The sequence below is a fragment of the Peptococcaceae bacterium genome (assembly GCA_024655825.1).
Lineage (GTDB): Bacteria > Bacillota > Peptococcia > DRI-13 > PHAD01 > JANLFJ01.
In genome coordinates, this window is the sequence record JANLFJ010000012.1 from 1 (window position 1) to 12840 (window position 12840).

The following is a 12840-nucleotide window of genomic DNA, read 5'->3' on the forward strand; positions in this document are numbered from 1 at the left end:
CTTGATTTGCGATTAGAAAATCATAAAAATAGCTTACATCGCAAAAAGCTCATAATAATAATGTCGGCTAATAGGAAATCTGTATGTTATAATTATCTGCAAGCATGGTTTAAATAGTTGGGATACGAGGAGAGAAAGTCAATGAAAAGGGTAATTATTGCACCCGACTCTTTTAAGGAAAGCATGACTGCCGTGCAGGCGGCAAATAAGATTAAGGAGGGTTTTACAAGAGTCTTTCCGGAGCTGGAAACAGTACTTGTGCCGATGTCGGACGGCGGAGAGGGTTTTACTGAAACCATGGCGGCGGCGACAGGAGGCCGTATCCACAAGTGCATGGCAACGGGGCCTCTGGGCGCGCCCGTGGAGGCGTGTTATGGACTGCTGGGCGACGGCAAGACGGCGGTGCTGGAGATGGCCACAGCCGCCGGGTTGGCGCTTGTTCCGCCGGAAAAAAGAAACCCGCTGTTCACGACGACTTACGGGGTTGGGGAGTTGATACTTCATGCTGTTGATGCGGGAGCTGCGGTGGTGATCGTCGGCATTGGCGGCAGTTCGACCAATGACGGCGGCGCCGGTATGGCGCAGGCGCTCGGGGCGAAACTTTTGACGGAAGATGGCCGCGAAATCGAGCGCGGCGCGGCCGGGCTCCAAAAGCTGCACCGGATTGACACGGGAGATTTTCGTATTGATTTGAATAAGGTGAAAGTATTGATTGCTGCCGATGTGGACAATCCGCTGTGCGGTCCAAGGGGAGCGTCTTATGTATATGCCAAGCAAAAGGGAGCAACGCCGGACATGATACCTGTGCTGGACCAGGCTTTGTTCCATTATGCGGGGATTGTGGAGCGGGATCTTGGTGTAGACATTAAGGAAATACCCGGGGCGGGAGCAGCCGGCGGGCTCGGCGGGGGAATGGCGGCTTTTTTGGACGCCGAAATCAAGTCAGGGGTGGAAATCGCTTTGGAAATGGTTAAAATGGAAGAGCTGCTTAAAAAGGACGTGGACCTGGTTATAACCGGCGAAGGGCAAATAAACCGCCAGACCGTTTACGGCAAGGTGCCTGTCGGGGTGGCCAGGCTGGCCAAAAAATACCAGGTCCCTGTTATTGCCTTGGTGGGTTCTGTTGGTGAAGGGGCGGAAGAAGTATTGAACAACGGGATTGACGCATATTTCAGCATCGTTCCCCGCCCCTTGACCCTGAAGGAAGCCCTGGAAGAAGGGGGAGCTTTTCTGGCCGATCAGGCTGAACAGGTTGCCCGTGTGCTCAGATTAAAGGGAATGTGATCTATGAAACCATGCTCAGACCGATATATTATTTTTTAATTAAATAACATCCTTGAAGGATGTTATTTAGCCAGGGAGGCCTTGATTATTTTGGCCGCCTCTTCCCTGGAAGGCACTTTCCCCAAAAGCTTCACTTTTCCGTCAATGATCAGGGCGGGGGTCATCAATATGCCTGTCTGAGCTATTTCATTAATATCGGAGATTTTGCCGATCGATGCGTTCACGTTCATTTCCTGTACGACCTCACGGACGATTTCTTCAAGTTTTTTGCATTTGGCTCATCTGGTGCTCACGATCTTGATTTCCATAAAAAAACACCTCTCTTCAATGCGTAATCACATGACTTAAGAGCAGCAGCATGCCGGGACTTTCCTTTCGCCCGTGTCGCCGAAATAGCTGATAGCTCCTTGGGGGCACTTTTTCTGGCAGCCCCTGCAGCCGTCGACGCAACCGTCCGGGTTAATAACGGAGGGCAGGCTCTTTTCCTTGTCGTAGACGCCGTGAGTGCAGTAGTTTACGCATATCATACACTCACTGCAAAGGGAATAGTCTATAACGGGGTACCAGTTTTTTGCCATTCTATCCATCTCCTCGCTGTAAATTATATAAATAAATTCTTATATAATTATATCACCTAGATTATATTACGCAACCGGATAAAAAAAAAGCAATACCGGACGAGGGTGAATAATTTGTTTCTTGATTGATGCCGGTAATCCGGTTCGGGTTCCATTTTGACCCTGCACAGTACTGGGCTCCGTGATTGGTTTTTTAACCGGTATTATCGGGTTAGGCGGCGGGTATGCTTTAGTGCCATCGTATCTCTATTTGTTTAAGGCGCCTATGAGATTAGCCATAGGAACGTCAATGGCCTCGTTTATTTGGATGGCGCTGGTTGGCGCTGGTTTTAAGCTTTATGAGCAAGTGGTGAATATCCCCGTAGCTGTTACTCTAGGTATTGGCGCGGCCATCGGCGCCGTATACGGCGCCAGGCTCGTCGCAAAATTCAAGCCGGCTACGCTGAAGACCTTTTTCGGGGCTTTGTTCTTGTATGTTTCGCTAAAATACATTTTAATTTTCTTTGGCATTTTCATTTAAAAGTCTTCTGCGCGAGTATTCAACCCGTAACCCGCACAATTGTGATAAAATGCTTATATAGCATAATGCAATTGTGTGGTGAGTGTGATGGATTTCCGGCAGATTGAAGCATTCCTTCATGTATCCAGGCTGAAGAGCTTCTCGAAAGCGGGCGATGCGCTGTATTTGACCCAGCCGACCATAAGCGCGCATATCAATTCCCTGGAAAGCGAACTGGGAGTAAAACTGTTCGACAGGTCCAGCAAAGATATCACGCTTACCAGGGCCGGGGAAATATTCTACGATTACGCTGTTGATATGATCAATACACGGGATACGGCCGTATTCTCACTAAACGACTATACCCGGCGGATCGAAGGGCGGCTGGAGGTCGCTTCGTCGACCATCCCGGCGCAGTATTTGCTGCCCGGGGTCATTAAAGCTTTCTCCCAAAAGCACGCAAATGTTAAGTACTCCTTGGTCCAGATGGACACAAGAGAGGTTTTGGAGAGGATTCTGGAGAAGGAATTTGAAATCGGCGTGGTGGGGTCCCGGCCGGATGGAGACAAAATGGTTTGCCGCCTGTTGTGCGAGGATGAACTGGTCCTTATCGCCCCCAGCGATGACAGCGTGTTCAGCGGCAAACGCTCGGGGACGCTCTCGATGCAGGAAATCGAGAGAGAGCCTTTTATTATGCGGGAGTCTGGCTCGGGGACCAGAAAGGAGTTTGAAAAGGCCCTGCAGAACAAGGGATATGACCCCGGGCGGTTAAAAACCATTGCCCAGGCAAACAGCACGGAGGCAGTGATTCAGGCCGTAAGGCAGGGAGTGGGGGTCTCCGTTGTGTCTTCCTTGAGCATATCGGATTATGTGAATCTCGGTTTGATCCGTGCGTTTCGAATAAAGGACCTGGAACTAAAACGGGCGTTTTATATGGTTACGGTTAAAAACAGGCCGCTGTCACCCGTAGTCCAGGCTTTTAAAGAGTTTTTAACGAGTTATTTCCAGGGAAAGACCGCGGGCAATTTGCAAAAGGCGGCTGGAGAAAAGAAAAAAACTTAATGCAGAAACGGGCCGGCCCTCCAGGCTAGCCCGTTTTAGTTATCTTATGCAAGGCCTCGATGGCAAGGGCAATTTCTTTTCTTGTATTGAAATGACTGAAACTGAAACGCACCGTGCCCCCAGGATAGGTTCCCAGGGTCTTGTGAGCAGAAGGGGCGCAGTGCATGCCTGAGCGGGTCATAATACCGTAAGTTTTGCTAAGCTCATAGGCCACCTCGCTGTTGTCTTTGCCCGGGAAATCAAGCGATACTACGGCCGTTCTTCCTTCTGGGTCTTCCAGACCCACACACCGCGCCTTGGGCAAGTTCCCGGCTTCTTTAAGGAACTGGGCCGTCAATTCAAACTCTGTTTGCCTGATGCTTTCCAACCCTTCCTTTTCCAGGTAGCTCAAGGCGGCGTGGAGACCGAACAGTCCCGGTATGTTCGGTGTCCCGGCTTCGTATTTGTCCGGCATGAACGGCGGCACTTCCTCCCTGTCCGACAGGCTTCCGGTGCCGCCGCTGATAAGGGTGTCCAGGACAGGAACAAGACGGTCGGAAATGATAAATCCCCCCGTGCCCTGCGGACCTAAAAGTCCTTTATGACCTGTAAAAGCCAGTGCGTCCAGGCCGGACTTTTGAAAATCTATCTCAATGGTTCCCGCTGTCTGGGCGGCATCGACCAGGAAAAACGCGCCGTTTTTCCGGCAGGCAGCACCGACCGCTTCCAGGGGCAGGATGGTACCGCAAACGTTGGAGGCGTGCGCTATGATCACCGCTTTCGTATTGTCCCGGAAAGCTTTCGTTATGTTTTCCGGATCCAGTCTACCCAGCCGGTCGCAGGCAGCCCTGGTGAACTGTACCCCCATTTCGGCGACTTGGGAAAGGGGCCGCATAACCGCGTTGTGTTCCATGGAGGACACGATGCAGTGGTCGCCGGGTTTGAGAAGCCCTTTAATCAGGAAATTCAAGGCCTGGGTTACATTCAGAGTAAAGACCACGTTGTCCGGTTGGGGAAAGTTAAAAAGCCGGCACAGTTTTTCCCTGGTTTCCAGGACAATCTCTTCTGCCGAGAATGCGCTGGCATAGCTGCCTCTTTTAATGTTACATCCCACGTTTTCCAGGTAGTTTTTCATTTTTTCCACTACACCGGGCGCCTTGGGGAAGCTGGTGGCCGCGTTATCAAGGTATATAAAATCACGGGGCGCGCTCATTTGGTTTTTCTCCTTTCCGGTTAGTCTCTCTCCTCATTTTACATTATTGACGTGCGATTTGTGTTCGGGTTACCCCTTTCGATAGATAATTCAAATACCTTCTTGCGGTCGCATAGACAGATACAATCAAAGTTAATCCTCCGGAGCACTATAATAGAATCATGACTATAGAAATTGGGAGTGATGGGATTTGGACGATAAAAGAGGGATCGTTTTAGCAGGCGCGGTCATAGGCGCGCTTGCGGTTGTCCTGGTACAGGCGGGCAATGCCGTCAATTACGGGATCTGCATAGCCTGCTTTATTCGCGATACGGTGGGGGCATTGGGGCTCCACAGGGCCGAGGTTGTGCAGTATATCAGGCCGGAACTGCTGGGAATAGGTCTGGGCGCTTTTCTTACGGCCGCAGTCAAGAAGGAATTCTCCCCGCGCGGCGGATCGGCGCCGTTAATACGTTTTATCCTGGGTTTTTTTGTAATCATCGGTGCTTTAATGTTCCTGGGCTGTCCCCTGCGGATGGTCCTCAGGCTTGCCGGGGGAGACCTCAATGCTGTCTTTGGGCTGTTGGGCTTCATCGCCGGCATTGTCACCGGCATCCAGTTCTTGAACAGGGGCTTTAGCCTAAAAAGGACGTATGCGCTTTCCCAAGCGGAAGGGTATGTTTTTCCGGGCATAAACCTGGTCGTCCTTGCATTGCTGACGGCTACGCCTCCGTTTATCTTTTTCAGCGTTAAAGGACCGGGAGCCGCTCATGCGCCGCTTTTGATTTCCCTGGCCGCCGGTCTGGTTGTGGGGGCTGCCGCGCAAAGAACAAGGCTTTGCATGGTCGGCGGGATCAGGGACGCTGTTCTTTTCCGTGAATGGCATCTTCTCCTGGGCTTCCTGGCCATATTCGCCGCCGCTTTGGCTGGCAACCTGGCGGTGGGCAAGTTCAACCCCGGCTTTGCGGGGCAATCCATCGCCCATACAGACGGCCTGTGGAATTTTCTGGGCATGGCTTTGGCCGGTTGGGGGTCTGTCCTGCTGGGCGGCTGCCCGTTGAGACAGCTCATCTTGTCCGGGGAAGGGAACATCGACTCCGTGATTGCCGTGCTGGGCATGGCGGCAGGAGCGGCCTTCGCCCACAATTTCAACCTGGCTTCTTCGACCAACGGGCCCACCTTTAATGGGCAGGTGGCCGTAATCATTGGCTTTGTGGTGGTGTTTGCCGTCGCTTATTTCAATATGGACAGAAGCCCGGCGGTAAAAATGAAGGGAGGAATAAAAGTTGACTCTAATGCAGGTTGACGCAAGAGGTATGTCCTGCCCGGAACCGTTATTGATGACCAAAAAGGCTATGGGCGAATCGCCGGCAGGTTTCCAGGTCATTGTGGACAATAATACGGCCCGGGAGAATGTCAGCAGGTTCGCCCGAGGGAACGGCTACCGGGTTAAGGTGGAACAGGACGGCAACGATTATGTTTTGACGATAACCAGGGAATAGGCAGGCGGGTGGTTCGATGGAATACCTGGCCACCTTTCACACCCACTCCGGGGCGTTGAAATATTGCCGGTACCTGCAGGGGAAAGGGATTGCGGCTGAAACCATGCCCGTGCCCCGCAGGTTCAGCTCCAACTGCGGCATTGGGGTCAAATTCCGGTTGGACGGCGATATAAACGATTTCATCAGCGAGGACATCGAAAGACTTTTCCAAATAGACCAGCCTGAAGCCAGGCAGATTTACAGCAGCCTGGAATGACGGGCAAAAGGGAAAAGAACCTGTCTACCGGGAGGTAAACAGGTTCTTTGCTTTTTCCTAACATCTTAAAGTGGCGGCCAGTCTTTTGGGGTTTAACAGCAAACCCAGCGCAGCGTCAATGTGGCTGACGACGACATCCGCCTGCTGGAGCGTTCGGGCGGAACATCCTTCCGGCCCCATGACCACGATGCCCAGGTGGGATTTCTCGATCAACAGCCTGTCGTTTGCACCGTTGCCTATCGCCACAATTTTTTGGGGGGCGAATCTGTTTAGGTATTGCGCTTTTTCTTCGGCATGGTTGCCGCTTTTCAGGACGTGCACAGTGACCGGCAGGAGTTTGCATTGTTCCTGAACGGTTCCAAAGGTATCGGAGGTCAGGATGTGGATTTCAAGAAGGTCTGACAGGGCGGTTAAAGCTTCGCGGGTGGACTGGAGAAGCATTCCATCCAGGGCCAGCGTCCCATTGTAATCAAGCACGAGAATTTCAAAGTTTTGCCGTCCCAAGCCGGGTATGTCGACTTCGAGCATGGAACTCCCCCCAAAACCAATCCTAATACAAGCCCTGCAAAATAAGGGTTTGATCTTGATTGCCTGTTCCCTATTCGTTCAGCTTAATAATCTTGATAAGCAGCGGTAGGGCAGCCAGCTGGGCTAAAACGGATACCGCTATCAAAGCTGGTATCGAAATATCATAAACGATCCCCAGCAAAGCGCTTCCCATAAACCAAAAAAGCCCGTACCCGGCGTTAAACAGGCCGTATGCCGAGCCTCGTTTGTTCAAGGGAATCATTTCCGCTATAACCGCTCTCATGATCGACTCCTGGGCGCCCATACCAATTCCCCACAAGACCATTCCGATAAGAGCGAAATAGAAACTTCCCCCAAACACCAGCGGGGCAAAAAACATGGAGAAGGCCGCCGCGACGATCAAAACCGCAAGCCCATACCGGTCGAACAAACGGCCCAAGATCAGGGCCGCCAGGGCGTCAACGCCCATGGCCACAGCGTAAAAAATGGGAATCAGATTATCAGCCGCCATTGAGATTTTTTTGAAATGAAAGGCAATCAATGGATAATCCACATATCCAAAAGCGATGAAAGCAACTGCCAGAAGATAAAACCAGTACTTTTTCGGGAAACGGCTGTATTCAATTTTATCAATCGACTTTTCAAAATCACGGGGATTTGGGTACAGGAGCCTTGCCGTTGCAAGTACACTGATTGCCAAAACAGCGGGGACGGCGAGCACGGCAAAACCGCTCTCGTACCGGCCGTTGATAACCATAACCAAAGAGACAATTAAAGGTCCTAACATTGCTCCAGTTTGGTCAAGGGCTTCATGCAGCCCGAATCCCCATCCCCTGCCGATTTCTTTTGTGGCATGGGAGAGCATGGTGTCACGGGGTGGAACGCGGACCGCTTTGCCTATTCTTTCAGCCATCATCAGAATGGCGGCAGTTTCCCATCTTCCGGCTAAAGCCAACATTGGAACAGCGAACAAGTTTAAAAAATAACCGAAAAACGTGATGAACCAGTACTTTCCCGTTCTGTCGCTTATATATCCAGACAGCAGTCTCACGCCGTAGCCCAATAATTCGCCCAGCCCGGCGATGACGCCAACCGCTGCGCCGCTTGCTCCCAAAACGGCAAGGTAGGGGCCGATAATGCTGCGGGCTCCCTCGTAGGTCATATCGGCAAATAAACTAACCACGCCTAATAATAAAACGAATTTGAGGGGCTTTTTGACTCTGCTTTCTTCCTGCGCGCCGGACATAACTTTAACTCCTTAATATTTCTTAATGCTCATCGATGGGCTCCATCAACATTAAATAATATATCACAAAATATAAACCAAAAACAATTAAAACAAATCTATAGCCTAAACGCGGCTGTTTCTTGTATAATATAACCATACAAATAGGTGATGGAGCTCACCATAAACGCGATAAGGCTAATAGCTCCTACCCGTAAGTCATACGGGCGGGAGCTTTTTGTTTTGCCAATAATTAAAAGGGAGATTGGTATGTTGTCTAGTAACATTGAAAGCGCGGAAAAACTGTTGTCAAAACTGGAAGAGCTCAGGGAGCTTTGCGGTCCCGGCGACTCTCCCGTGCTGATCAAACAAATTGAAGAAACGATAGAAAGATTAAAGGAAAAGAAATTCGTGCTGGTGGTTGTTGGACAGTTTAAACGGGGCAAATCCACCTTGATCAACGCTTTGTTAGGCCAAGAACTGCTGCCCAGCGCCGTTGTCCCCCTCACGTCCATTGTTACGGAAGTTTCTTTCGGGGAGCGGGAGCAGGCCGTCATACATTTTCAAAATGGTTCGCCTGTGGTAACGGAAATAGATGATTTAGGCAATTATATTACGGAAAAGGGGAATCCTTTTAACAAAAAGAAGGTGACCAAAGCCGAAGTTAAGATTAAGGCCGATTTTTTGCGGAACGGGATCGTGCTCGTTGACACCCCGGGGATCGGGTCGACTTTTGTGCATAATACGGATGAGGCTTACGCATATCTTCCAATGGCTGATGCCGTGGTCTTCGTTTTGTCCGCCGACCCGCCCATCAGCCAGGCGGAACGTGAATATTTGCATGAGATAACCAAACATGTGCGCACTGTTTTCTTTGTCTTAAACAAGATTGATGCTCTTGACGCGGACGAAACCGAGGAAGCTTGTTCCTTCAACAAGAATATTGTCCGGGAAATTACCGGAAAGGACGTGGAGTTTTATTCGCTTTCCGCCAAACGCGCCCTTAAAGCAAAACAAAAGGGGTGTGCTGGCGAGTATAAGGAAAGTGGATTAATGAGTTTTGAAGAGCGTTTAAAGGAGTTCTTTTACGCCCAAAAGGCGCATGAATCGCTGGCGGCGGCTGCCAAAAGGACGGCTGGCATCATTGACCAGCTGTGTTATCACCGCTCGCTGGAACTCAGCACTGCACGCCTGTCCCTGGAAAAACTGCAGGAAAAACAACGAATATTTCTGGACAAACTGCACCAGATCAACCGCCTGAAAGAAGACAACGACATCCTCCTCAAGGCCGAGACCACTAAATTGATAAAAATAATCCAGGAAGACCTGGAAAACACAAACGCTCCTCTTATTGCCGACACGAAAGAGATTATCAAGGCCCATTACCAGCGAGTGGCGCGCTTGCCTGTCCTGCAAGAGTACAACGAATTAAATACTGTCGCCCAAAAAAACATTGCGGAATTCTATGACGGCTGGAGGAGCGATGAGGAAAGAAAAATTCAAGATATTTACGGGAAAATGCTCCAGCGATACACGCAAGCGGTAAACCAGGCAATTGAAGAAATTCACAGCCTTGTAAGGGAGCTTTTCGAAGTCCGGATCGATATTGACAGCGATATAAAGCCCATTGTCCCTTCACTGGACTTTTATTATAAATTTACAGAGAAAGTCGAGTTAATGAATTTGTCCTTGCTGGCTCTTGCTTCACTGCTGCCGAAATTTATTGTCCGCCCTTCTTTTCGCAAACGGAACCTGGAAAATATCGAATGGGATGTGGACCGCACCTGTGGCCGGCTTCAGGCGGACTATTCGGAAAGGGTCATGAAAAGCGTCCAGGCATATACCAGGCAGCTGGGCGAACAGTATGAAACCGTTCTGGCCGCCATTCGCAGCATTATTGAGCGGGTTGTGAAACTCAAAGAAAAAACGGAGAAGGAACAAGGAGAACATATGAGGAAATGCGAGGCGGATGTGGAGAAACTAGAAAGTATTAAGAAACAATTGTTACGGTGATGGAGTTCACCATAAACCACTGCCGCGCAGTTAATGACTCCTGCCCAAGATGCTTATGAAAGGAGGCAAAGACAATTTATTTCTAAAACAATCCAGTGCCAGCAGTTTAAAATTTTGAAACGGAGGTATGAATTGATAGAGCACAATTACCTGGTAGCCGCGCAATGGTTGTTCTGCGCTCTTGTTGCCAGTCTAATTTCCATTCGCGTCGGCATTTCGGTGGCTTTGATCGAAATAATGGTGGGAATAATGGCAGGGAATATTATCCAGCTAGAAATTACTGAATGGGTAAATTTTCTGGCCGGGTTTGGAGCCGTTATTTTGACTTTTATGGCGGGGGCTGAAATTGAACCGAGGACATTGAAAGAACACTTCTGGGAGAGCATCATCATCGGAACATTGGCTTTTCTATTACCCTTTTTAGTCTGCATGGCAGGAGCATATTATGTGTTTCACTGGGACCCGAATGCTTCCAAGATTGCCGGCATCGCTTTATCGACAACTTCCGTGGCGGTTGTGTATGCTGTCATGATTGAGAGCGGGCTGTCATCAACTTCGCTTGGGCAGGCTATACTAGCCGCTTGCTTTGTCAATGACCTTGGCACTGTTTTGGCGCTTGGTTTGTTGTTTACAGGTTTCACCATGAAACTCCTCATGTTTTCGATAGTTTTGGTAGTCACCGTGCTGGTTAGCACACCATTAGCCTCTAGGATATTTCAAAAATACAGCGGCAAAGTCAGTGAACCCGAAATAAAATTCATCTTTTTCGTGCTGGCATTGCTGGCTTATGCAGCCTTGTACGGCGGCAGCGAAGCGGTATTGCCGGCTTATATCCTGGGGATGGTCATGGCAGGTTTTTTTACTATGTACAAAGCAACACTTCACAAAATCCGGGCCATAATCTTCACGGCTTTTACGCCGTTCTACTTTATTAAAGCCGGTATTCTTGTTTCCTTTAACGCGTTGGTTGCGACGGCGGGAGCCATTTTAGTCTACCTGTTGTTTAAAACACTCGCAAAATTTATTGGAGTGCTGCCGACCACAAAATATTTTGGTTACGGCAAAAGACGGGGAATCTATACCACCCTTTTGATGAGCACCGGTTTAACTTTCGGCACGATCTCGTCCTTATATGGTTACACGCATCATTATATAACCAGGGATCAGTACAGCGTGCTGGTGGCCGCAGTAATCCTGAGCGCCGTTGTGCCGACTCTGATTGCCCAAAAGTTTTTTTATCCAATGCCTAATGGAAACGATAATGTGGATTAATGCGGATTAAAGATTGGAGGTATTAGCTAGCTTGAAAAATAACTCAACGTAGTTTAAAAATGGGCGCACTTAAATAAAGGTACTATTATCCTTTGAAAATTTAATAGCTGTAAGTTTAAGCCACAGAAATGTCAGTAGCTTTTATCACACCATTGGAAACGAGGAGTTTTACAGCCTGTTTAATTGCTTTCTCCTTCTGTTTTTCCAGCATTTCTTGTGGCATGTCAATTTTGTACAAATCGCTTGGATTCCACTCTTCGCCGGTAACAAACATATTGTATATAGCGGTGAGTATCATCCTTGCGATAGCAATAATGGCTCTTTTTTTGCCCCTCCTTTTATAAAGACGTTCGTACTTGATTTTGTAGTAAGGAGCCTTATCCGATTTCACGGCTGCATGGGCAACTTGCACCAATGCAGGTTTGAGGTAGACACCGGCACGTGTAATCCGGACAGATTTCTTCTTACCGGCAGATTCGTTGTTGCCCGGGGTTAGTCCCGCCCAACAACACAAACGCTTGGAGTTGGCAAACTGAGACATATCTGTGCCAATCTCGGAGATGATGGTGATGGCAGATTCCCTATCAACTCCGGGAATGGTACAGAGTAGACTAATGGCGCTTTCATAAGGAGCAACCATTTTGTCTAACTTTTCATCCAGCTTGGCAATAGACTGTTGGACGAATTCCAGATGGGAGCGGACCATTCCGATACGTTCCTTTTGTTCCTGGGTCATCTGGTATCCTTCAATGGATTCAATCACGGTATCTGCTTTTTTCTTCAAGGATTTGTGAAGAAGGGACGAACAGTGTACCGGGTCAAAGGAATCAGAGGAAACCAAGTAGTCCGTGATGGAAGAGGCAGATTTGCCAAACATGTCGGAGACGACAGCATCAAGGGCTACATTGCAAACAGTGAAAGCATTTTGAAAACGGTTCTTTTCACTGCTTTTACAGCAAACAAGTTTGTAACGGTATCGGGTGTATTCACGAAGAATACGGATTGGTTTGTCGGGGATATAACTTCCCGGGACTAAACCGAGGCGGAAGAGGTCTCCGATCCACTTGGAATCTTTCTTATCATCCTTGTTTCCTTTTACAGCCTTCACCCATTTGGGGTTGGCGACAGTGATACGGATGGTATCTTCCAAAAGATTGTAGACTGGGACCCAATACTTCCCGGTGGATTCCATGCAGATGTCAAAGCAGTTGTTGTCGATTAACCACTGTTTAAACTGTAAGATGGAATTGTTGAAGGTGGAAAATCGCTTTTTTGAGTAATGTGGGACGATTCCCTGTGTAGTAATGAGCGTGGCGACGAGAAAAGTCTTATGAACATCGACGCCGCAGCAGATAGGGTAAACAACTTTCATGGCCCAACCTCCTTTGAGAAATTAGTAGTTGAGGAGGAAGACATTGACTGAATCACCACACATTTAACGAGAAGCTAA

The 12840-nt window shown here is 49.1% G+C and carries 13 protein-coding genes, 1 pseudogene and 2 riboswitches; of the genes and pseudogenes, 8 read left to right on the top strand and 6 right to left on the bottom strand.

Annotated features, from left to right (window positions below; genetic code table 11):
* The first annotated feature begins 141 nt into the window (after window positions 1–141).
* The gene (locus tag NUV48_06220; GenBank protein MCR4441732.1) at window positions 142–1284 is read left to right on the top strand and encodes a glycerate kinase; all 1143 of its coding nucleotides are present in this window, start codon (window positions 142–144) and stop codon (window positions 1282–1284) included.
* A gap of 62 nt (window positions 1285–1346) precedes the next feature.
* Here NUV48_06220 and NUV48_06225 read toward each other — a convergent pair.
* Together NUV48_06225 and NUV48_06230 are read right to left on the bottom strand one after the other, a co-directional pair.
* Window positions 1347–1547 (bottom strand): annotated as a pseudogene (locus NUV48_06225) (thioredoxin family protein).
* Window positions 1548–1628: 81 nt separating this feature from the next.
* Window positions 1629–1862, bottom strand: coding sequence for a 4Fe-4S binding protein (locus tag NUV48_06230; protein MCR4441733.1), 234 nt, complete (start codon window positions 1860–1862; stop codon window positions 1629–1631).
* Between the two features lie 181 nt (window positions 1863–2043).
* On the opposite strand from NUV48_06230, the gene NUV48_06235 reads away from it, so the two are divergent.
* Window positions 2044–2382, top strand: coding sequence for a TSUP family transporter (locus tag NUV48_06235; GenBank protein MCR4441734.1), 339 nt, complete (start codon window positions 2044–2046; stop codon window positions 2380–2382).
* An 87-nt stretch (window positions 2383–2469) separates the two neighbouring features.
* A complete protein-coding gene (locus NUV48_06240) occupies window positions 2470–3423 on the top strand; it encodes a selenium metabolism-associated LysR family transcriptional regulator (GenBank protein ID MCR4441735.1) in 954 nt (317 codons plus the stop codon).
* A gap of 25 nt (window positions 3424–3448) precedes the next feature.
* Here the strand turns inward: NUV48_06240 and NUV48_06245 are convergent, their stop codons facing one another.
* Window positions 3449–4615, bottom strand: coding sequence for an aminotransferase class V-fold PLP-dependent enzyme (locus tag NUV48_06245; protein MCR4441736.1), 1167 nt, complete (start codon window positions 4613–4615; stop codon window positions 3449–3451).
* Window positions 4616–4805: 190 nt separating this feature from the next.
* Between NUV48_06245 and yedE the strand changes: the two genes are divergently transcribed.
* Genes yedE through NUV48_06260 form a run of 3 tightly spaced genes read left to right on the top strand, consistent with a single transcriptional unit; the run spans window position 4806 to window position 6352 of the window.
* Window positions 4806–5900 carry a YedE family putative selenium transporter gene (gene yedE / locus NUV48_06250; GenBank protein MCR4441737.1) on the top strand — a complete coding sequence of 365 codons (1095 nt, stop codon included), beginning with the start codon at window positions 4806–4808 and terminating at the stop codon, window positions 5898–5900.
* Complete coding sequence (locus NUV48_06255) at window positions 5890–6096, top strand: sulfurtransferase TusA family protein (protein MCR4441738.1); 207 nt, start codon at window positions 5890–5892, stop codon at window positions 6094–6096. The genes yedE and NUV48_06255 overlap by 11 nt, the downstream gene beginning before the upstream one ends.
* A 16-nt stretch (window positions 6097–6112) precedes the next feature.
* Entirely contained in the window at window positions 6113–6352 is a 240-nt protein-coding gene (locus NUV48_06260; GenBank protein MCR4441739.1) for a DUF3343 domain-containing protein, read from the top strand.
* A 57-nt stretch (window positions 6353–6409) separates the two neighbouring features.
* Here NUV48_06260 and NUV48_06265 read toward each other — a convergent pair whose 3' ends face one another.
* Together NUV48_06265 and NUV48_06270 are read right to left on the bottom strand one after the other, a co-directional pair.
* Complete coding sequence (locus tag NUV48_06265; GenBank protein MCR4441740.1) at window positions 6410–6880, bottom strand: ATPase P; 471 nt, start codon at window positions 6878–6880, stop codon at window positions 6410–6412.
* Between the two features lie 70 nt (window positions 6881–6950).
* The gene (locus NUV48_06270; protein ID MCR4441741.1) at window positions 6951–8126 is read right to left on the bottom strand and encodes an MFS transporter; all 1176 of its coding nucleotides are present in this window, start codon (window positions 8124–8126) and stop codon (window positions 6951–6953) included.
* A gap of 137 nt (window positions 8127–8263) precedes the next feature.
* A riboswitch (Fluoride riboswitch) is annotated at window positions 8264–8323 on the top strand.
* A gap of 52 nt (window positions 8324–8375) precedes the next feature.
* On the opposite strand from NUV48_06270, the gene NUV48_06275 reads away from it, so the two are divergent.
* Together NUV48_06275 and NUV48_06280 are read left to right on the top strand one after the other, a co-directional pair.
* The gene (locus NUV48_06275) at window positions 8376–10118 is read left to right on the top strand and encodes a dynamin family protein (protein MCR4441742.1); all 1743 of its coding nucleotides are present in this window, start codon (window positions 8376–8378) and stop codon (window positions 10116–10118) included.
* Window positions 10105–10168, top strand: a riboswitch (Fluoride riboswitch). (Overlaps the previous gene by 14 nt.)
* Before the next feature lie 64 nt (window positions 10169–10232).
* Complete coding sequence (locus NUV48_06280) at window positions 10233–11390, top strand: cation:proton antiporter (GenBank protein ID MCR4441743.1); 1158 nt, start codon at window positions 10233–10235, stop codon at window positions 11388–11390.
* 115 nt (window positions 11391–11505) lie between these two features.
* On the opposite strand, the gene NUV48_06285 is transcribed toward NUV48_06280, so the two are convergent.
* Complete coding sequence (locus NUV48_06285; protein MCR4441744.1) at window positions 11506–12762, bottom strand: IS110 family transposase; 1257 nt, start codon at window positions 12760–12762, stop codon at window positions 11506–11508.
* Window positions 12763–12840: the final 78 nt, after the last annotated feature.

Excerpts from the sequence above, each read along its gene's own strand:
- NUV48_06255 (MCR4441738.1), top strand. The coding sequence starts at position 5,890 with ATGCAGGTTGACGCAAGAGGTATGTCCTGCCCGGAACCGTTATTGATG.
- NUV48_06230 (MCR4441733.1), bottom strand. The coding sequence starts at position 1,862 with ATGGCAAAAAACTGGTACCCCGTTATAGACTATTCCCTTTGCAGTGAG.
- NUV48_06260 (MCR4441739.1), top strand. The coding sequence starts at position 6,113 with ATGGAATACCTGGCCACCTTTCACACCCACTCCGGGGCGTTGAAATAT.
- NUV48_06245 (MCR4441736.1), bottom strand. The coding sequence starts at position 4,615 with ATGAGCGCGCCCCGTGATTTTATATACCTTGATAACGCGGCCACCAGC.
- NUV48_06240 (MCR4441735.1), top strand. The coding sequence starts at position 2,470 with ATGGATTTCCGGCAGATTGAAGCATTCCTTCATGTATCCAGGCTGAAG.
- NUV48_06265 (MCR4441740.1), bottom strand. The coding sequence starts at position 6,880 with ATGCTCGAAGTCGACATACCCGGCTTGGGACGGCAAAACTTTGAAATT.
- NUV48_06275 (MCR4441742.1), top strand. The coding sequence starts at position 8,376 with ATGTTGTCTAGTAACATTGAAAGCGCGGAAAAACTGTTGTCAAAACTG.
- NUV48_06220 (MCR4441732.1), top strand. The coding sequence starts at position 142 with ATGAAAAGGGTAATTATTGCACCCGACTCTTTTAAGGAAAGCATGACT.
- NUV48_06270 (MCR4441741.1), bottom strand. The coding sequence starts at position 8,126 with ATGTCCGGCGCGCAGGAAGAAAGCAGAGTCAAAAAGCCCCTCAAATTC.
- NUV48_06285 (MCR4441744.1), bottom strand. The coding sequence starts at position 12,762 with ATGAAAGTTGTTTACCCTATCTGCTGCGGCGTCGATGTTCATAAGACT.